Origin of the sequence: Cellulosilyticum sp. I15G10I2, assembly GCF_900095725.1 — a bacterium.
GTDB lineage: Bacteria > Bacillota > Clostridia > Lachnospirales > Cellulosilyticaceae > FMMP01.
Genome location: NZ_FMMP01000028.1, coordinates 127,746 through 147,120 on the forward strand (window position 1 = coordinate 127,746; position 19,375 = coordinate 147,120).

Below are 19,375 nucleotides of genomic sequence, written 5' to 3' on the forward strand. Positions count from 1 at the left end.
CTTCACATCCTTACTATTTGTCATTTATCGAAAAAGCGTCTAATACATTCACTTAGTTCATGTGGGGCAAAGGGCTTAATAATATAATCATCAATTATTCTCTCTTTTAAAAATTTTTCTATATCTTGATCTGTATAAGCTGTTATTAAGATTATTTTTACATCATTTTTTATGGCTTTTACTTTAGCTGCAAAAGTTAATCCTTCTATATTAGGCATCGATTGATCCACTACAATCACTTGATAATAATTTTCGTTTGTATAAAATTCTTTTAGTGCCTCAATACTATCTGTAAAAGCGCTGACTCTATATCCTAAATAAGATAACCCTTTCTTTAAGACTTTCGTAATTTGTTGATTGTCATCAACTAATAGAATTTTTTCATATCCTTTAGTTTTTTTCTGCTCTGTCACTTCATAACTCTCATGAGTTTTTGTGTATACTGGCAGATAAATATAAAATGTACTGCCTTGATCTACAATACTCTTAACTGTGATCTTTCCACCATATTTTTTAACAATCCCATGAACTACAGATAATCCAAGTCCTGTGCCTTCCCCTAGTGGTTTTGAAGTAAAAAATGGATCAAATATTTGGTTCACTGTTTCTTGATTCATCCCACAGCCTGTATCTGTTATATAGAGTCTAATGTAGCTTTGTGTCTTTGCATTATTCTCTTGCAATTCCATATCCTCTTCAACCTTAATGACTTCAACCCCAATAGTTAATGTGCCGCCTTTCTCTTTCATTGCATAGTAAGCATTCGTATAAATATTCATAAAGATTTGTTGAAAATCTGTTTCATTCCCTAAAACCCATGCATCACAATCTTTATTATTTACTATCACATTTATATTAGAGGGTAGTATTGGTTTTAAAAATTTGATAGACTCTTTGATTACCTTACCAATTTTTAAACACTTATAAACCCTTTTGTTTTTTTCACCATGACTAAAAATTAAAATCTGTTCAATTAATTCTTTGGCTCTTTTTGAGGCTTCATAAATATCCTGCACACCTTCATAAAATTCATTATCAGAATGCATATGCTGCAAAATGATTTCTGAATGTCCCATAATAGGCGTAAGCAGATTATTAAATTCATGAGAAATCCCCCCTGTTAAGGTCCCAATCGTCTTTAATCGTCTTGCATGTTGTAATTCCAGATCTTTTACTCTTAACTCCTCTGCAACCAAATTAAGTTCCTTTAAGTGATCCATTTCCAACTGATAGGCTTCTCTATCTTTTTTCATTTTTATAATGGTATAGGCTATCCAAGCAAATCCAATAACGAATGTAATCACTATAAGTATAGTAATGATAAGATATCTTGTAATAGGCTCTTGAATTTCATCATAGGACATAACAACAGCTACTACCCAAAACTCCTCATCAGAAACATATGTAGGAGTGAAAGCATTCATTTTTTTTACTCTCACAAGTCTTTCTTCTGGCCACCAATAGGAGTGATAAATAGCTGTCCCTTCTTTACCTTGTAACTGCTGATCTATTAAAAATTCTAATTCTTGGTAGTCTAATTCTGGATATTGTTCTCTTCGCCAGTCAATAACATCATTACCGATTTGTTCTTTAACCGGATGCATCAAGATGTTACCTTCACTATCTTTTACCATTGCGTATCCCTGCCTGCCTGCTTTTGCGGGCTGTACCAAACGTTTATACATGTTTTCAAACTCAATAACGCTAACAAGAATGCCCTTTAAATTGTCCCCCACTATAATAGGACGAGAGATATTCATTGCGTAATTATTATCTCTGTCTTTATAAGCTTTACCAAAATATTTGTCACGATGACTCATCGTATAATCAAGATCTGTTTGATAGTCATCTAGATTAATCAGATTTACTATGCTCGCCGTTTGTTGAGGATAATGAGTTATCATATGCCCTTGTTCATCAAATAACAAAACATGGTCTACTTCATTCTCCTGTGCATTAAAAAATGTCTCAAGCTCAGTAGTTAACTTTATACTTCTCTCATCTTCATCATTAATATCTAAATTTTCTTGAAAGCTTGGGGAACTGCATAAAACGTCTAAACTATTCATCTTTTCGTGCGTATAAAGTTCCAAGCTTCTAGAGATTGATTTTGATATCGTCAACAAATGCTGCTGTTGTTGTTCAATAATAGTATCTCTAAACCCTATATATCCTCTAAAGCTAATATTCCCAACACCAAATAGCACTAGGATGCATAAAATAATAATAATTCTATTGCGATTCTTTTGTTTCATTTGAACGCCTCCGAATAAGTAGATGAGTCTATCAAAGCAATTGCATTTTTTTTTTATCTTTGATATACTTAATTGTATACTAATTATTATTATTTAAACGTATTATTTTATTTATTAATACTAGAATAACCAATAAACCTTAATAATTTCTGAATACTTTCTTAATTTTTTTTAATAAACTAGTATATGTATTTAGTAATTTTTACCAATTAATCGCTTGCTTCTTCGTCTAAACTTCGCTTAAATGTGTTAAAATAATACTCTATGAAAACAGGTGCCTGATATGGAGAAATCCCAAGTTTTAATAATTGATGATGACCGCGCAGTACGAAAACTAGTAAAAACAGCTCTTAAATATGATAGTATGTCTGTTACAGAAGCATCTTCTGATTCTGATGCATTATTTTTGATACGCTCTAATTCATATGACTTAATTCTTCTTGACATTATGCTTGGAGATGCCAATGGATTAGACTTATTAAAACGTATTCATGATATTAATATTCACATTCCAATCATATTGCTCAGCGGTAAGAAAGAAGAAAATGACAAAGTATTGGGGTTAGAACTCGGTGCTGATGATTATATTACCAAACCCTTTAGTCCTGCTGAACTAAGTGCACGTGCAAAAGCACATCTTCGCAGAAGCAAAAAAAATCTGGGTAAAAGTATCGGTAATAAGCAGCTGGTTTGTGGTCCTTTTACCTTTGATTATCAAACTTACAGATTATATAAGAACAGTGTAGAAATATCCCTTTCATCAAAAGAACTTAAATTAATGAAATTTTTTTTAGAAAATACCAAGCAAGTTTTCACCAAAGATCAATTGTATGAAAGTATATGGCATGATTCCATCGTTGATGATAATACCATCATGGTCTACATACGTCATTTAAGAATTAAAATAGAAGATGATCCCAAAAAACCTAAATATTTAAAAACAGTTTGGGGCGTAGGCTATTTCTTTACTGTTGACGAATAGCATTTCTTAAAAATAAGGTCTTTATCACAAGCAAAAAAATCTCCTTACCCATCATCAGGTAAGGAGATTTTTTTATTCTACAACAACACCTTTTTTAAGAATAATATTAGCATAAAGAGCTCTTTCACTTGTCGCAACAATAGCGTAAGCCTTTTGTGCTCTATCATAAAAATCGAATCTCTCAATAAATTCTATCTTTGCGTCTTTACCGTCATGCTTCTTAATAACTTCTTTATAATCTTCCCAAATTGTTGGTACTGTTGGGTCACCTTCTACAACTTGCATCAGACCTACTGAGGTAGGTGCATAAGTATCAAGTGGAAAGAAAGGAAGTATAGCCTCTAAAATTTGAGTTACTGTATGTCCATCACATCTAACAAGTCTCCTGGCATTCGTGTCTGCTGGAAAATTACCATCTGCAAATACAATTTCATCGCCATGTCCCATTGACATAAGAATATGCATAAGATCTGGTGTTATAATAGCTGGTATTTTTTTTAACATAATGTCACCTCTTTAAATTGTTTAAATATAATAATACGCTTTTTACATTGTAACTTTGCTTCTTAATAAAAGCAGATAGCGTTGCACTATCTGCTTTTACTATAAATTATCTATAAATAGGGAGTTAATGACTTATAAATGAATAATTAACACTTTTTATAAAGAGGTCCAAACGTTTCACAAGCTCTGTAATCTGCGCCCTCTAAATCTTTAGTACCAAATGCGCCCCATGTTTTTGGACGGAAGATTCTTTCTTCTTCCACATTGTGCATAGCTACTGGTATTCTGAGCATTGCTGCTAAAGTAATAAGATCTGCACCAATATGACCATAGCTTACTGCGCCATGATTAGCTGACCAAGCATTCATTACGCTGTAAACGTCTTTAAATACACCTTCACCTGTTAATTTTGGTGCAAACCATGTTGTTGGCCATGTTCTATCTGTACGCTGATCAAGTGCATCATGTACATCTTTTGGAAGATCCACTGTATACCCCTCTGCAATTTGAAGAATAGGCCCAAGTCCCTTTACCAAAGAGATACGGCTCATTGTAACAGGCATGCTTCCTTTACTTAAGAAGCATGATGAGAAACCGCCTCCTCTGAAGTATTCTGTATTAGCTGGTGGCCAAACTGTTGCATCTAAGCACTTCTTCGCTTCTTCTTCTGTAATATCCCAGTAAGGTTTCATCACCGGATTACCGTCTTTATCTGACTGTTGCCCTGTACCATCTAAAGTTGTGGCTCCTGAATTGATAAGATGAATAAGACCATTTTCTGCCATACCTGTAAGCGTATGTCCTGTAACTCTCTTTACAGCATCTGGACTCCAGTATGTTCTAACGTCTGAGAAAATTTGTGATGTATTTGTTAATAAATGGCCAAATAACATAGCAACACCATTTAATGAGTCGTTTTCTGTTGCTACAATAAAAGCTTCTCTTATACCATTCCAATCAAATGAAGAGCAAAGAATAGCTTCCATAAAGTCTCCATTTGGCAGATAATCTGTCCAATGTCTTTGTCCCTGGAATCCAGATGCAATTGCATTATGTCCTTCAGCTTCTTCTCTAAAGCCCATATCTGCAAGTTTTGGATTGCCTACCATCAAATCACGGCAGATAATTGCCATTTTAACAATATATTCCCAATCAGCATCTTTTTGTGCTCTTGTTCTTTGAACATCAGCGCCATTAAAGTCTGTACCTTCTTTACAGTTTGCGTGAGTCCAAGCCATTGCTTTATCGTATTCGTCTTTATCATAGATGCCTTCTTCAACACGACGAGAAATTTCACACATATCCACATATTCATTTTTCATGCCAAGATAGTCACTAAAGAAATTAGGATCTACTACTGAACCTGCTATTCCCATAGATACGCTACCAATTGATAAATAAGATTTATCTTTCATAGTCGCTACTGCAAGACCTGCTTTTGTAAACTTGATTAATTTTTCTTGTACATCCTCTGGGATTGTATTATCTACTACATCTTGTACGTCTCTCCCATAGATTGTAAATACCGGAAGTCCCATTTGGTCATGTCCTGCCGCTGCTGCTGCAAGAAATACAGCCCCTGGTCTTTCTGTCCCATTAAAGCCCCAAATAGCTTTAACGCGGTGTGGATTTTGATCAATTGTTTCAGTTCCATAACACCAGCAAGGCGTTACTGTAAGTGAAACACCTACATTTTCCTTTTGGAATTTATCTTCACAGCGTGCTGCTTCTGCAACACCACCTATTGTTGAATCTGCGATAACACACTCAACTTTTTCACCGCTTGGATGACGTAAATTTTCTTCTAAAAAGGCCGCTACCAACTTTGCCATTGTCATTGTTTTATCTTCTAAAGATTCTCTTACGCCTCTTCTTCTTCCATCTATAGTAGGTCTAATACCTATTTTGGGAAGACTTCCGTTTAATCTAAATGTATTACTCATTTAAACCCCTCCTTATATAAAATAAAATTTAAAAATACTATTCAGTATGTTGGTACACTTTCAAATGAACCAGATGTTTAATCTCCTCCAAAACCGGTATACTATGTATATACCTGTTTCAAATCAATTATCTATACTCTATATATAATATATTTTATCATATTTGTCAATTCATTTATTAGTTTTAATATATTTTTATTTATTATTATGATTTTTTATGCTAATAATGGAATTTTAATTACAAAATAGGTTTATACTTAATAAACCAAACATAAACTTTTTATATACCAATTACTAATTTATAGTATAAAAATAATAAAAAAATGGTATTGCTTTATCTAAGACAAGTTTAGTATAATTTAATTAACATTATTAAAAGGAGCTACCCCATGGATTACTCTAATAAGACCTCTCCATTGTATCTTCAAATTTATGGAGATTTAAAAACGCTTATTGAACAAAATCATTATGAATATGAATCTTTTTTACCTGCCGAAAGAGTGCTTAGTACCCATTACAAGGTAGAACGTCTGACGCTTCGCAAGGCACTTTCACTTTTAGCACAGCAAGGCTATATTGAAAAATTACCCGGTGCTGGTAATAAAGTTATTTATAAATCTATGACATCCGAACCTATACAAGGCATCGCCAATGCGATAGTTTATGTTCTTCCCGATATGGCCAACGAAAGGGTTGCTCAGCCTTATCATATGGAAATATGCAATTACCTTGAAAAATATTGTAAAAATGATAATCTTGATCTTATTTTTACAAAAGTAAGCAGCAATCAGTCAACCCCTTCATTTTTACAAAATCCAGCTGCAATAAGAGGTATCATATGGGTAGGGGATATCAATCCTGAATTTTTAGAAATAGCAAGAAAAGGTTGTATCCCTTCTATTGTCGTATCCAATAACTATCCTTATTTTCCTCGCATCAATATGGATGATATTAACTGCGGCTATAGTGCAACGTGTCATCTTATTGAACAAGGCTGCAAGCGCATTGTTCATATCACAGGATTTCCTAACTATATCAGCACATTTAATCGAAGCGAAGGCTATCGCCGTGCGCTTCTTGTTAATGGCTTAGAGGTGCTTCCAGAGCTCACTGTACAAGGAGACTGGAACTTTTCGAGTGGTTATTCAAGTGTTATGGATCTTATTGAAAAAGGAATAGCGTTTGATGGGATCATGGCATCAAATGATATGATGGCTCTTGGAGCCATGAAAGCCGTTATCACCTCTGGGCTGAAGGTGCCTGAAGATATTAAAATTATTGGTATTGATAATATTGAACAAAGTAAGATTTCTATTCCGGCACTTAGTACTATCTGTGTAGAACAAAAAAGTATTGCTAAACTCGCCTTTTTATTTTTAAAACAAATTATGGAAGGCGCCTCAATCCCAGATGAGATTCTTATTCCTGGTAAACTTATTAAAAGAGAAACCAGCTAGTAAAGCTAAAAGAAAGCACTAAAAATTCCCCTTAAGGTTATTGATAACCTTAAGGGGAATTTTTAATGCTTATTTATTGTCCTTGATAAACGACTCCACAATTGCCGCGTCCTGCACCACCTCGTCCATTGCCGAGTCCGTTACCGTTGCCGTTACCACAGCCAAAGCCAGCACCTAGATTTTGACCTATTCTTGCAGTCCCTGTGCCATCACAGTTTATCTGATTTTTTTCTAATGCAGCAATAATTTCATCCGCTTTTCCTTGTGTCATAGTTCCTGATGCCACGCGCTCTGCTAAGGCGTCCTTTTTAATTTCTAGTACCTCAGACTTAAACTCAGTCAACTTCCCAGCTTCATCTGCAATAGCGCCATAAGTCTTCCCTGTTTCAGCTCTTTCAGCTACGATACCCTCTACCGTTTTTCCCGTTACCCCAGCTAACGCCTCAGCTGGCGTATTATAGCTAGAAGCTGCATAAGCAGTCAGTGAAGTGACACCTACTGCAAGTATCATTACGCCTCGAGATACTACTTTTTTTAAATTTTTCATATAAAATGACCTCCTTATTAATTTTGTTTTTTTAGGTTTAGTAACTTGTGATTTACTATGGCTATAGCATATCCAAAAAGTGTGGCAAAAGTGTGTTTTTAATTTTTAAAATATGTAACGTTTTATTTGCAAAAGACATACTTTTGCCACAGTATTTTTTCTCTAACATGTTATAATAGGGTATTAAAAACTATTGAGGTGATTCTATGTCAATCATTTTAATTACTGATGATAATAAACAAATTACTTCTATTCTGGCGGAATATGCAAAAAAAGAAGGATTTACGCCTAAAATTGCATTGGATGGACTAGAAGCCATTGACTTGTTTCATAAAGTTCATCCCGATATTGTACTGCTGGATGTTATGATGCCCAAAATGGATGGGTTTGAAGTATGCCGTGAAATCCGTAAAACTTCTAATGTTCCCATTATCATGATTACAGCACGGGGTGAGGACTTTGAAAAAATTATGGGACTCGATATTGGTGCAGATGATTATATTGTAAAACCTTTTTCACCTGGCGAGGTAATGGCTAGGGTCCGTGCCATTTTAAGGAGGATCGTACGGGTAGACGAGCAAAAACATCAAGAATATGCCTATGACAATCTGAAAGTCAATCTTGATGATTATGTTGTAACCCTTAATGATCAGATCGTATCCCTTACCAAAAAAGAAATTGAACTTTTGTGGACACTTATTACTAATAAAAATAAAGTATTTTCTCGTGATAATCTTCTCAACAGCCTATGGGGGTATGATTATTTTGGAGACAGCCGGACAGTAGATTCGCATATTAAACGTCTTCGTGCCAAGCTGGATGCCTCTCCTCATGATACTTGGGAAATCAAAACAATATGGGGTGTTGGTTATAAATTTGAGGGCAAAGCCGATGAAAAATAAAATCGCCTTTAAACTGACACTATACTTTTCCGCTGTACTTCTTCTATTTTCTATTATAATCGGCAGCGTTTTTATAACTCTTTTTAAACGTCACACTATGGCACTTCACAAAACAGATTTAGAAGAACGCGCGGTAACAATGGCAAGTACGCTTTCAAGTTTTATTAACAGCCCAAATTCTGGCATGGGAATGATGGGGGGCAGACAAGGCGGCTACGGTGCATATCTTCGTTTTTTAGATGAGATTGCTATGACTGATGTCTGGATTGTGGACAAAGATCTCCGTCTTATTACAAGCGGACAAATGGCAGGCAGTGCCTATAACTATGCGGATTTACCTCTTGATGCTGAGGCTGTTGTAGAAGAAGTTTTCAAGGACAACACTACCTTTAGCGAGGGGTTCAGCAACCTTTTAAGCACCCCCACCCTGACCATAGGAACCCCTATTTATTCAGAAGGCAAGGTTGTCGGAGCTCTCCTTCTCCATTCTCCGGTAAAGGGCATGCAAGAGGCACTTTTGCAGGGAATTGGCATTTTAACAATTAGTATAGCTTCAGCTCTCGTATTATCTATTCTTTTATCCATCGCACTTGCAGTTTCTTTTACAAGGCCTTTAAAAAAAATGAAAAATTCTGCTGTCCAGCTTGCCAGAGGAGATTATAGTGCTAAAACGGGTGTGCAGAAAAAAGATGAGATAGGTGAACTTGCCTCCGCAATCGATCTTTTAAGTGTGCAGCTTGGTATTGCCAGCCGTGAAACTGAACAGCTCTTCAAGCTTCGTCGAGACTTTGTTGCAAACATTTCACATGAACTCAGAACGCCAGTCACTGTCATCCGTGGTTCTCTCGAAGCGCTTTGTGATGAAGTAGTAACTGACCCTTTACAAGTAAAAAGTTATCACCGTCAAATGCTGAATGAAAGCCTGTTTCTTCAAAGATTGGTTAATGATTTACTTGATTTATCCCGTCTTCAAAATACAGATTTTAAAATAGAGATGCAGGAGCTTAACCTTTGTGATGTGATAGGTGATACAATTCGTACTGCCCAACATATAGCACAATCAAAGAATATCCAAATCCAACAAGAACAGGATACACAGATATGTTTAGTATTGGGTGATTATGGCCGCCTCCGCCAAATGTTTTTGATCATTCTTGACAATGCTGTTAAATTCTCTTCTCCAAACGGTGTCGTAAGGATCTCTTTAAAAAGTAAGACAGTGTCCATCTGCGATAAAGGTGTTGGCATTGCACCAAAAGATTTACCTTATATTTTTGACCGCTTTTACAAAGTGAAATCCTCAGAAAATAAAAACGGCACTGGTCTTGGGCTTGCTATTGCAAAACAGATAGCTGACAGACACACCATTAATGTTGTGGTCCGCAGTACACCAGATGAAGGTACTGAGTTTCTATTTCAATTTTAGGAATATTAGTATGATAGGTGATCCTTACAATGTTTACCTCATATTCTTATAAAATACGAGGTAAACATTGTAAAACAACTTATAGAATTTACTTTGTAAATATGTATATCAACTAATTATTACACCCTATTTCTAGCATATATGACTTATTTTTTCGAATTGGTCCTCTATTGTTTCATAAAAGTATAAATTATGATAAAATTTAATCAAACCTAGTGAGGAGGCCATTGATGAAAAATAAGCTTAAAAACCCCCTATTAAAAAACAAAATGAATATTAACCGCTTGTTTGTAAAGCTAAAAACCTTAATCCCTAAAAAGAACAAGACCAACCAAAAAATTCTATCTATTAAAACTAGACTTATTACAGTCTGTATATTATTTGCTATTATTCCCTTGCTTGTGGTAAATATTATATCTTCTTCAATCTCTAAAAAAGCTCTGCATAACACTAGCCAGCAGCTTACAAGCGAACTTGTTAAACAGGTTTCTCATAATATCAATTCCTTTATTATTGAAGTTGATAAGAATGTTACTCAATTTGCTGTTGTTGATTTACTTCAAGGCGGTTTAATATCTGATTATACATCTGAGGATATATTAAAAAAACTCAGTGCAACCCGCGAGATGCAACAACGCTTATTATATTTAGAGACGATGGATAAAAACATTAGAGATGCCGTCCTAGTTATAAATGATAAAGATGTATTAGGTGATATCAATTATATTACAAAGGAGGATCTCCTAACTACTAAAGATTTAGACTTAGAAGCTAAACCCATTTGGATGAAGGAATTAGGTGCTTCTAAAAATAGTCTTTTTTATCTAAAGTCTGTTACCGCTTTATCTAAAAATACTAAAGCTACTATTGTTATTGAGGTTAACCCAGAAAGTGTCATCCAAACCATTAATAATATTCAGCTATTAGATAATTCTAATTTATACATAACTGATCATGAAGGCCGAATGATTTATAATGGTAATGATTCTGAACAAGTCGTTAAAGATAGTATATGGCAGATCATAAATCGTGAATCCGCATTTGGAACAGAGGTCGTTGATAATACCCTCGTTACCTATTCAATACTGCCAAACGGCTGGCACATTATTGCTGAAATACCAGAGAGGTCTTTAACAAGTCAATTAGAAGCTTCAAGTATGATGGTTTGGCTTCTTATTTTAGCTGTAGGTCTGCTTGCAGTTCTCATAGGAACTTTAGTATCTAAAGGTTTTTCTACGCCAATTATTAAGCTTATGTCACTTATGAAACACGCCGAAGAAGGTGATCTTACAGTAACGATGCCCGAAAAAGGGAATGATGAGATTACAAGTCTCTGTAGAAGCTTCAATCATATGATTTTTAATATGCGCAAGCTTCTTAGCGATACAAAACTCGTGGTTGTTCATACCTTAGATGACAGCAATATGCTTCGTACTTCTACAGAACAATCTGTTGAAACCTTTGAACAACTTACAATGTCTATAGGGGAAATTGCTCAAGCTACTACGCATCAAGCCGAAGATGCTCAACATAGTTCTGAGGTGATGTCAAACTTATCTTGTAGTATACAAGATGTCATGCAAAAGTCAAATACGTTATTTGAAAAAAATCAAGGTGCAAAAGAAATGATTCAGGCAGCAACTAAGAGCATTGATCTCCTTAGCCAAACGATGAGTTCATCAATTGAGGCATCAGCTGAAATTCAAAAGAGTATTATAGAACTAAGCACACTTACCAAGAGCATTGAAGCTATTATGAAGCTCGTAGATGGTATTAGTGAACAAACAAATCTCCTTGCTCTTAATGCTAGTATTGAAGCTGCAAGAGCAGGCGAAGTTGGTAAAGGATTTGCTGTTGTTGCTCACGAGGTTAGAAATCTAGCCGAGCAATCTAAAAGCTCTACGGTAAATGTTAGAAAGACTCTCCATACTATAGAGACTAAGACAAAAGATACTGTTGCCTTAGTTAAAAAGTCCAGCTCTATCTTTGCCAGTCAAGAAAATGCCGTTAAAGATGTTCACACAACATTTTTTAATATCATTAATAACTTGAAAAACATGGACATAGACCTTGAACAAGTTAATATTAAAGTTCAAGATATGCATACACTTAAGGATGAAATGGCTGGAAAAATAGATAATATTGCTACTGTTACTCAAGAATCAGCAGCTTCTACTCAAGAAGTTAGTGCATTAAGTGAAGAACAAAAAGCAGTTGTGGAGAAACTTTATGATTTATCTAATAGATTAACCGATACAATGAATACCCTTAATAACTCTATACAAACATTCAAAGTAGAATAGAAACAAAAAAGATGCAGTTCACGAACTGCATCTTTTTTGTTTCTATTCTACTTTCTACTTCTTATAATTTTTTTAAATAATACTGATGCCATGTGCACACTTAAATGTTTTCATTGATTCTAAGCAAATAGTATCTTTTTTATCAGCTAGTTCCTTAGATTCATCGCTAAAATCTGCATGGCCATACCACGGTTCAATACATATAAATGGTGCATTATCTTCTGCTCGCCATACTCCTAAAAAAGGAAATCCTTCAAAATCTACACTAAGCCCTTTATTATGTTGTTTAGAGGATAGCGAAATACTTTTACTTTTGTAATTTGTTAGAATAATCACACCATCTATCGGAAGCTGCTCATTGAAATATAGCTTTTTCCCTTTAAATTGTCTTGTTTCCCGTGTTAAATAAACATCTGAATCAATAGGTATTTGCAGTGCATCCTCCTCTTGTTCAAACTCCAAGTAATAGTCTCCTGCTGTTTCATTTTCAAATATCGGACACCTAAAACCTGGGTGGGCCCCTATTTTAAAGTACATTTTATCCTTGTCCTCATTAATTACCTCATACGCTATATCTAATCTTTTAACTTTTAAAGTATAAATAACTCTTAAGACAAAATCAAAAGGATAGCTCTTCTTCGTTTCTTTACATGCCCTTAAAACAAATACTATATTTTCCTTTGAATAGCTTTCTATTTCAAATTCTAAGTCTCTTGCAAAGCCATGGGCAGGGAGCGAATACTCCCTACTTTCTAGCGTATATTTGCCTTCTCGTATCTTACCTACTATAGGAAATAAAATAGGTGTATGTCTTTTCCAATACTTTTCATCTGCATTCCAAATATACTCTGTGCCTTCTACATCTTTAAGACTTATAAGTTCTGCCCCTAAAGTTGTTACTGTTACCGTTAAGTATTGATTTTTTAATTCGTAGTTCATTCTACCACTACACCTTTTTTCAGTATAATATTTGCGTATAATGCACTTTCACTTGTTGTCACAACGGCATAAGCTTTTTTTGCTCTTTCATAAAACTCAAACTTATTAATAGGCTGCACTGCCTTAGCGTCATTACCATGCTTATTAATAAGCTCTTTATACTGATCCCAAATGACAGGAACAACTGGGTCATTAGGTAAAACTTCCATTAGAATCACAGGATAATCTACATATTTATCAAGAGGCATAAACTTTAAAATAGCGTCCAAGAGTTCTGGCACTCCATGTCCATCACATCTTATCACTTGATCTGGATGACCAAACTTTGGGAAGTTGCCATCTGCTATAACAAGTTCATCTCCATGACCCATTTCCATTAATATTTTTAATAGTTCTGGCGTTAAAATACTTGGTATACCTTTAAGCATATGATATGCCCCCTCTTATTTTGTAATTGTGCCTTCTAAATCCCATAAATCAGTCCAATCTTTTGCACCTTCCCAAAGGAACACTTGCCCTTTAATAAGACGACAATTTCTATCTACTGTTTTAAGTGCTTCCATTTCTTCATCTGTCAGAGGATCTTCAACTGTGCATCTTAAGTTGCTTACATACTCGACTTCATGAATAGAGAAAGGTATTGGTATCTGCCCACGTTGTACGGCCCATTTAAGGCATACTACTGCTGGATGAATACCATGGTTTTTAGCAATTTCTGCTACAACTGGTTCTTCAATATCTGCTACATCATCTGCCGTTTTATCACGATCTGGACGTGTTGGTGAACCAATTGGACAAAAGCCTATTGGCTGAATACCATTTTGAGTACAGTAGTCATATAGTTCTGGTTGTTGGAAGCAAGGATGAAGTTCCATTTCATTAGCGACAGGTTTAATTTTGCAGTCTCTAAGAAGTAATTCCAGTTTTGGAATAGTCATATTAGATGTTCCAATACTTTTAACCAGTCCTGCTTCAACAAGTCTTTCCATCTGTCTCCAAGTCTTCATAAAGTTTTCATGGATATAAGGTGTTGCATCCTTACTGCGAGAATCTACATCACAACCTGGTGCATGATAGTTTGGAAATGGCCAGTGTACAAAGAAAAGATCGATATAGTCTAATTTTAAATCCTTAAGAGATTTTGCTACTGAAAGAAGTACATCTCCTTCGCCATGCATATCGTTCCATACTTTTGAAGTGATAAATAATTCTTCACGTTTCACTTCACCGTTTTTAATGGCAGCGTCAAATACTTCTCCTATTAAGTGCTCATTACCATACACTGAGGCACAGTCAAAGAGTCTGTACCCAGATCTTATTGCTCCTGCAACTGCATTTGAAACTTGCTCTGGAGTAAATCTGTCTGAACCAAAGGTTCCCATTCCTATTGCTGGCATTTCTACTCCTGTATTAAGCTTACGTTTTGGTACTAATTTTGGATCTACAAAATTCGTCATATGCTCATCTCCTCATAATTTATTTATAGTAACTCTATTTAAGAGTTCATTATAATCTTCTTCTTTAAAATAGCCTGTATCATTTGTTAAAGCATTGGCAGCCGATACTGCTACTGCCATTTTTATTGTATCCGAAATACTGTATTCTCTTGATAATCCTACGGCAAAACCAGCAATCATTGAATCTCCGCAGCCTACTGTATTGATAGGCTCTATGCTAGGCGGCATGCCATGATAAATACCTTCTTCACAAAGAACAAGCACCCCATCTTTGCCTAACGATACAGCTACTATTTCAATACCTTTATCTTTTAGACCTTTGGCTACACGGATAACATCATCGATAGAATGGATATCTTGTTTAGTAATCGCTTGAAGCTCATCTATGTTAGGCTTAATCATAGTAGGTTTTGCTTCAATAACTCCCGTAAGCAGTTCTCCGCTTGTATCAACTAAAACTTTCTTGCCTGCCTTTTTACATATTGCTACTAACTTACAGTAAATGTCTTTGCTAACTCCTCCCGGAATACTTCCCGAAATCGTTACAACTTTACTTTTCTCTATAGTGCGCTCAAATACTTCTAAAAAAACTTTTTCATCCTCTTCAGTTAAAGGAGCTCCTGGTTCTAAAAACTCGGTATGTCTACCTGTAGAAAGCTCTTTAATATTAATACATGTTCTTGTTTCATTATTTCCTTTAACAAATTGATGCTTAATTCCCAATTTATCAAGCGCTTCTAAGATCCATTCACCTGCATGTCCGCCTACAAAACCGGTTGCTGTCACTTCTTCCTGCAAAAGACTTGCGACTTTGGTAACATTAAGACCTTTTCCACCAGGTGTATAAGTACACTTTTGAACCCGCATGACTTCATAGGGCTTATACTCATCTACAATATAAAGCTTATCAATGGCTACATTCAGTGTTACTGTGGTTATCATAGCTTTACTCCTTATTCATTGATTAGTAATATTTTACCTTTGACTGCACCTGGTGTTTTATAGAGCTCAAAAGCTTTGTCTACATCCTGCATTGCAAACTTTTTAAAAATAAGTCCTTCATCGAATTTAAGCTGCCCTGTTGCAAAATAGTGTGCTGTAAGTTCCCATTCTTTACCTGGATAAGGTGCACTATAGGACATCCAAGAACCTGTGAGTTTAAATTCTTTTCTATTCATGTTTTCAAATAATTTAGGTGTGAAAGTAAGATCTTTAGTAGGTGTTCCAATAAAACACACATGTGCCTTATTAGCTGCAAGCTCAAAAGCCATTTTCATCGTATCGGTGACCCCTGCTGTTTCAAATACATATTTATAGCCTTTGCCTCCAGTAAGTTCCTTAGCTTGCTGCATAAAATCATCACTTAAAGTATTAATTGTTTCATCGGCACCAAGTTTTTTAGCAAGCGCTAAACGCTCGTCACTGATATCAAATACTACAACCTTCTTTGCCCCAAAGATACGTGCCCATTGCATTGTAAATAGCCCAATTGTTCCGCCGCCTAAAACAGCTGTATATTCTCCCCCTTGGTAATCATTACACATCAGCCCATGCAGCGCTACAGTAGAAGGTTCAAACATCGCCCCTTGTTCATAGGAAATGGTTGGGTCAAATTTAACAGCATTAACCTCCGGAAGTACAACATATTCTGCAAAACTTCCTTGCTCTCTTGAACCGATGAAACTATAATTTTTGCATAGTGCATGATTGCCGCTCATACAGTCTTCACATTTATGACAAGGAAGAAGTGGTGCCCCTGATACGCGGTCTCCTATTTGAAGAGATGTTACCCCTTCTCCCACTTCTACAACATCTCCAGCAAATTCATGTCCAAGTACAACTGGATAAAAATGTGCGCCGTTTGCTAAAACTCTAGGAATATCTGAACCACATATGCCTGTTGCTTTAATTTTGACTTTAACACATCCAGGTTTAATCTCCGGCGTTTTAAAATCATCATATCTAATATCTTCATTACCGTATAATACTGCTGCTTTCATAAAAAAATATCCACCTTTCTATAGCTTTTTCATACTATCTTTAAGTTTTTCATAAAGCTCAAGATACATATCAAAGTATTTTTGGTACTGATTATGTTTTTCCATATCGGGTTCATGAACACGTTTTATCTGAACAGTCTCCCGCACAGCCTCTTCAAAACTCTCATAGACACCTACGCCTACTCCAGCTAAAATAGCTGCTCCCAGGGTAGTTGCTGTATCTGATGCTGGCACAGCTATTTTTTTACCTGTTACATCTGCTTTAATTTGAGTCCATACCTCGCTGTTTGCAGCTCCTCCCATTGCATGCAAGGTGTTAACCTTGGCCCCTGTATTTTCTGCAACTTCTAAGTTATGCCTTAAGGAGTAAGCCACACCTTCAAAACTTGCCCTGATCATATGGGATCTTGTTTTTGAAAAATCAAGCCCAAAATAGATACCTTTTGCCTTTGGGTCCCATATAGGAGATCTTTCACCAGACATATAAGGTAAAAATACTAAGCCTTCTGATCCTGAAGGAATTGCATCTGCTTCGCTGCTCATTTCTTCAAAAGAGTTGGTACCATTTTGTTTAGCCATTTCTCTTTCAGCCGCCCCAAACTCTTGTTCAAACCATTTAACAACACCGCCCCCTCCTACAGTACCACCTTGTAAGAGCCACGTATTTGGAACAACGTGATAAGATAAGATAAGACGCTTATCCGCACTGTATTTATCAATGCAAATACTCATCCCGCCTGCTTGACCGCCTTGTTCTTGTGTTTGACCGCTGCGTACAACTCCTGCTCCTAAAGTACCACAAGCTGCATCTAACCCCCCAGCTACAACTGGCGTTCCTTCAAAAAGACCTGTTGCTTCTGCCGCATGTTTTGTAACGTATCCTACCACTTCGTGACAGTCATAAATATCAGGAAGCATATGTCTATCTATTCCTAGTTTTTCACATAGATTTTCATCCCATTTGCCAGTATGCATATCAAAACACTGATGACCATATCCCTGCGATTTTTCCTGCGTAATCTGATCTGTCAGTCTATAAACAATAAAACTATTAGACTGTAGTACTTTATCAATCTTGGCATAAATATCAGGCGTATGTTTTTTATACCAAAGTATTTTGGGAAGCGTATAAGATGGCTGAAGCGAATTACCACAAACACTGAAAATTTCATCTTCACTTATCTGTGATTTAATCTCTTCACAAATTTCACTTGCTCTTGTATCCATCCAAATAGGCGTATTACATAAAACTTCCCCCTTCTTATCAACAGCAATCGCTGACCAGCTTTGTCCATCAATTCCAATACCTGCTATAGTTGAAGCATCAATATTGTTTTCTTCCAGCATCCTTTTTGTGGTTGTACAGATCACTTGCCACCACTCATTCGGATCTTGTTCTGCCCACCCCTTTTGAGGATAGTATACGCGATAACTTCCTGTTTTTTGTGCAACTACATTCCCATTCTTCTCAAACACAGCAACTTTACATGATGAAGTCCCTAAATCTATTCCTAGTAATAATTTCTGCATTGTTTTCCTCCCTCCATTAAAATTATATCGAAACGTTTCGTCTCTATCTAATCTAGATTTATATAAAACACCATCCTGTGTCTTATACTCTCTAAATTAAACAACTTAAATATGTTTATATAAAACAGATTCACCTATTATTAATTCTGTCGATAAATTAACGATTTTAGCTTCATCATACTTATCTTGTACTAATCTTTTTAACATAATATGTGCTACATTTTCCGCTATCTTCTGGATAGGCTGCGAAATAATTGTCAGTCTGGGTTTAACAACTTGTGCGAGATGCATATTATCAAAACCTATTAAAGACAGTTGCTCAGGTACTTTAATGCCAAGTTCATTAATGGCTATGATTGCACCTAATGTAAGCTCATAGTTGGTCACAAAAATGGCTGATAACTTTTCATTTTCCATAACAAGCTGCTTTAGAGATTCATAACCACTCTCAACAGTATACTCCCCATATTTAACGAGCCCTTGCTTTGGAAATATACCTTTTTTTACAAATGCTTGTGTGTAACCCAGCTGTCTTTGATGTGAAGTAAATATATCACTTGGACCACATATAATGCCAATCTCTCTATGCCCATGGTCAATAAGATATTCTACTGCTGCTTCTGATGCACTAACATTATCTACAAGCACTGCATCTACGTTCAGCCCTTCTACATTTCTATCAATCAGTACAACTGGAATACCTTTTGAGAGCGGCAATTTAAGATGTGCGCCATCTCTTGATACAGGCATACAAATAATCCCATCTACCATCTTGTTAACTAGAAATTCTGTTGCTTCATATTCAAGTTTTTCATCTGTTCTACAGTCACATACCAAAATGCCGTATCCGTTTTGACGCAAAATATCTTCTATAATAGTAATGATACTTGTAAAAAATAAATTGCTAAGCTCCGGTATCACAACGCCTATTGTTTTAGACTTGCTTGTTTTAAGACCCCTTGCAAATTCATTTACTCTAAAATCTAATATACGAATAGCCTCTTCAATAGCTATCTTGTTTTCCTCTAAGACATTGCCCCCATTAAGATACTTTGAAATAGTTGCAAGGCCAAGTCCCGTTTTCTTTGCTATATCCTTAATTGTAGCTGCCAATATTTTTCACTCCACTA

At 35.7% G+C, this 19,375-nt stretch carries 16 protein-coding genes; 5 read left to right on the plus strand and 11 right to left on the minus strand.

Annotated features, from left to right (window positions below; all coding sequences use genetic code 11):
- Positions 1 to 20: 20 nt before the first annotated feature.
- Entirely contained in the window at positions 21 to 2,255 is a 2,235-nt protein-coding gene (locus BN3326_RS19535) for a sensor histidine kinase (protein WP_070000932.1), read from the minus strand.
- A 283-nt stretch (positions 2,256 to 2,538) separates the two neighbouring features.
- On the opposite strand from BN3326_RS19535, the gene BN3326_RS19540 reads away from it, so the two are divergent.
- A complete protein-coding gene (locus BN3326_RS19540) occupies positions 2,539 to 3,237 on the plus strand; it encodes a response regulator transcription factor (RefSeq protein ID WP_070000933.1) in 699 nt (232 codons plus the stop codon).
- 72 nt (positions 3,238 to 3,309) lie between these two features.
- On the opposite strand, the gene fucU is transcribed toward BN3326_RS19540, so the two are convergent.
- Together fucU and BN3326_RS19550 are read right to left on the minus strand one after the other, a co-directional pair.
- On the minus strand, positions 3,310 to 3,741 hold the full coding sequence (fucU, locus tag BN3326_RS19545; RefSeq protein ID WP_070000934.1) for an L-fucose mutarotase: 432 nt from the start codon (positions 3,739 to 3,741) through the stop codon (positions 3,310 to 3,312).
- A 146-nt stretch (positions 3,742 to 3,887) separates the two neighbouring features.
- Entirely contained in the window at positions 3,888 to 5,684 is a 1,797-nt protein-coding gene (locus BN3326_RS19550; RefSeq protein WP_070000935.1) for an L-fucose isomerase, read from the minus strand.
- Positions 5,685 to 6,073: 389 nt separating this feature from the next.
- Here BN3326_RS19550 and BN3326_RS19555 point away from each other — a divergent pair, with 389 nt between their 5' ends.
- Complete coding sequence (locus BN3326_RS19555; protein WP_070000936.1) at positions 6,074 to 7,141, plus strand: GntR family transcriptional regulator; 1,068 nt, start codon at positions 6,074 to 6,076, stop codon at positions 7,139 to 7,141.
- Between the two features lie 73 nt (positions 7,142 to 7,214).
- Here BN3326_RS19555 and BN3326_RS19560 read toward each other — a convergent pair whose 3' ends face one another.
- Positions 7,215 to 7,688 (minus strand): hypothetical protein, encoded by a 474-nt coding sequence (locus BN3326_RS19560; RefSeq protein WP_070000937.1) that lies wholly within the window; start codon positions 7,686 to 7,688, stop codon positions 7,215 to 7,217.
- Positions 7,689 to 7,894: 206 nt separating this feature from the next.
- Between BN3326_RS19560 and BN3326_RS19565 the strand changes: the two genes are divergently transcribed.
- From BN3326_RS19565 to BN3326_RS19575, 3 genes are all read left to right on the plus strand, one after another.
- A complete protein-coding gene (locus BN3326_RS19565; RefSeq protein ID WP_070000938.1) occupies positions 7,895 to 8,590 on the plus strand; it encodes a response regulator transcription factor in 696 nt (231 codons plus the stop codon).
- Entirely contained in the window at positions 8,580 to 10,016 is a 1,437-nt protein-coding gene (locus BN3326_RS19570) for a sensor histidine kinase (RefSeq protein WP_070000939.1), read from the plus strand. Before BN3326_RS19565 ends, BN3326_RS19570 begins: the two co-directional genes overlap by 11 nt.
- A 230-nt stretch (positions 10,017 to 10,246) precedes the next feature.
- Positions 10,247 to 12,319 (plus strand): methyl-accepting chemotaxis protein, encoded by a 2,073-nt coding sequence (locus BN3326_RS19575; RefSeq protein WP_070000940.1) that lies wholly within the window; start codon positions 10,247 to 10,249, stop codon positions 12,317 to 12,319.
- A 72-nt stretch (positions 12,320 to 12,391) separates the two neighbouring features.
- Here the strand turns inward: BN3326_RS19575 and BN3326_RS19580 are convergent, their stop codons facing one another.
- The 7 genes from BN3326_RS19580 to BN3326_RS19610 all read right to left on the minus strand — a co-directional run bounded on the left by BN3326_RS19580 (position 12,392) and on the right by BN3326_RS19610 (position 19,358).
- A complete protein-coding gene (locus BN3326_RS19580) occupies positions 12,392 to 13,258 on the minus strand; it encodes an aldose 1-epimerase family protein (RefSeq protein WP_070000941.1) in 867 nt (288 codons plus the stop codon).
- On the minus strand, positions 13,255 to 13,686 hold the full coding sequence (locus BN3326_RS19585; protein WP_070000942.1) for an RbsD/FucU family protein: 432 nt from the start codon (positions 13,684 to 13,686) through the stop codon (positions 13,255 to 13,257). Before BN3326_RS19585 ends, BN3326_RS19580 begins: the two co-directional genes overlap by 4 nt.
- Before the next feature lie 15 nt (positions 13,687 to 13,701).
- Positions 13,702 to 14,715, minus strand: coding sequence for an aldo/keto reductase (locus tag BN3326_RS19590; protein ID WP_070000943.1), 1,014 nt, complete (start codon positions 14,713 to 14,715; stop codon positions 13,702 to 13,704).
- A gap of 12 nt (positions 14,716 to 14,727) precedes the next feature.
- Positions 14,728 to 15,657: a 1-phosphofructokinase gene (gene pfkB, locus BN3326_RS19595; protein WP_070000944.1), complete on the minus strand. Its 930-nt coding sequence runs from the start codon at positions 15,655 to 15,657 to the stop codon at positions 14,728 to 14,730.
- A gap of 11 nt (positions 15,658 to 15,668) precedes the next feature.
- Complete coding sequence (locus tag BN3326_RS19600; protein ID WP_070000945.1) at positions 15,669 to 16,715, minus strand: galactitol-1-phosphate 5-dehydrogenase; 1,047 nt, start codon at positions 16,713 to 16,715, stop codon at positions 15,669 to 15,671.
- Positions 16,716 to 16,733: 18 nt separating this feature from the next.
- On the minus strand, positions 16,734 to 18,245 hold the full coding sequence (gene xylB / locus BN3326_RS19605) for a xylulokinase (RefSeq protein ID WP_070000946.1): 1,512 nt from the start codon (positions 18,243 to 18,245) through the stop codon (positions 16,734 to 16,736).
- 105 nt (positions 18,246 to 18,350) lie between these two features.
- A complete protein-coding gene (locus BN3326_RS19610) occupies positions 18,351 to 19,358 on the minus strand; it encodes a LacI family DNA-binding transcriptional regulator (protein WP_070000947.1) in 1,008 nt (335 codons plus the stop codon).
- Between the last annotated feature and the right edge of the window lie 17 nt (positions 19,359 to 19,375).

Bases quoted from the DNA above. Each gene is read 5' to 3' on its own strand.
- BN3326_RS19590 (WP_070000943.1), bottom strand. From the start codon at position 14,715: ATGACGAATTTTGTAGATCCAAAATTAGTACCAAAACGTAAGCTTAAT.
- BN3326_RS19550 (WP_070000935.1), bottom strand. From the start codon at position 5,684: ATGAGTAATACATTTAGATTAAACGGAAGTCTTCCCAAAATAGGTATT.
- BN3326_RS19560 (WP_070000937.1), bottom strand. From the start codon at position 7,688: ATGAAAAATTTAAAAAAAGTAGTATCTCGAGGCGTAATGATACTTGCA.
- pfkB (WP_070000944.1), bottom strand. From the start codon at position 15,657: ATGATAACCACAGTAACACTGAATGTAGCCATTGATAAGCTTTATATT.
- xylB (WP_070000946.1), bottom strand. From the start codon at position 18,245: ATGCAGAAATTATTACTAGGAATAGATTTAGGGACTTCATCATGTAAA.
- BN3326_RS19585 (WP_070000942.1), bottom strand. From the start codon at position 13,686: ATGCTTAAAGGTATACCAAGTATTTTAACGCCAGAACTATTAAAAATA.
- fucU (WP_070000934.1), bottom strand. From the start codon at position 3,741: ATGTTAAAAAAAATACCAGCTATTATAACACCAGATCTTATGCATATT.
- BN3326_RS19565 (WP_070000938.1), top strand. From the start codon at position 7,895: ATGTCAATCATTTTAATTACTGATGATAATAAACAAATTACTTCTATT.
- BN3326_RS19555 (WP_070000936.1), top strand. From the start codon at position 6,074: ATGGATTACTCTAATAAGACCTCTCCATTGTATCTTCAAATTTATGGA.
- BN3326_RS19570 (WP_070000939.1), top strand. From the start codon at position 8,580: ATGAAAAATAAAATCGCCTTTAAACTGACACTATACTTTTCCGCTGTA.
- BN3326_RS19600 (WP_070000945.1), bottom strand. From the start codon at position 16,715: ATGAAAGCAGCAGTATTATACGGTAATGAAGATATTAGATATGATGAT.
- BN3326_RS19535 (WP_070000932.1), bottom strand. From the start codon at position 2,255: ATGAAACAAAAGAATCGCAATAGAATTATTATTATTTTATGCATCCTA.
- BN3326_RS19575 (WP_070000940.1), top strand. From the start codon at position 10,247: ATGAAAAATAAGCTTAAAAACCCCCTATTAAAAAACAAAATGAATATT.
- BN3326_RS19580 (WP_070000941.1), bottom strand. From the start codon at position 13,258: ATGAACTACGAATTAAAAAATCAATACTTAACGGTAACAGTAACAACT.
- BN3326_RS19540 (WP_070000933.1), top strand. From the start codon at position 2,539: ATGGAGAAATCCCAAGTTTTAATAATTGATGATGACCGCGCAGTACGA.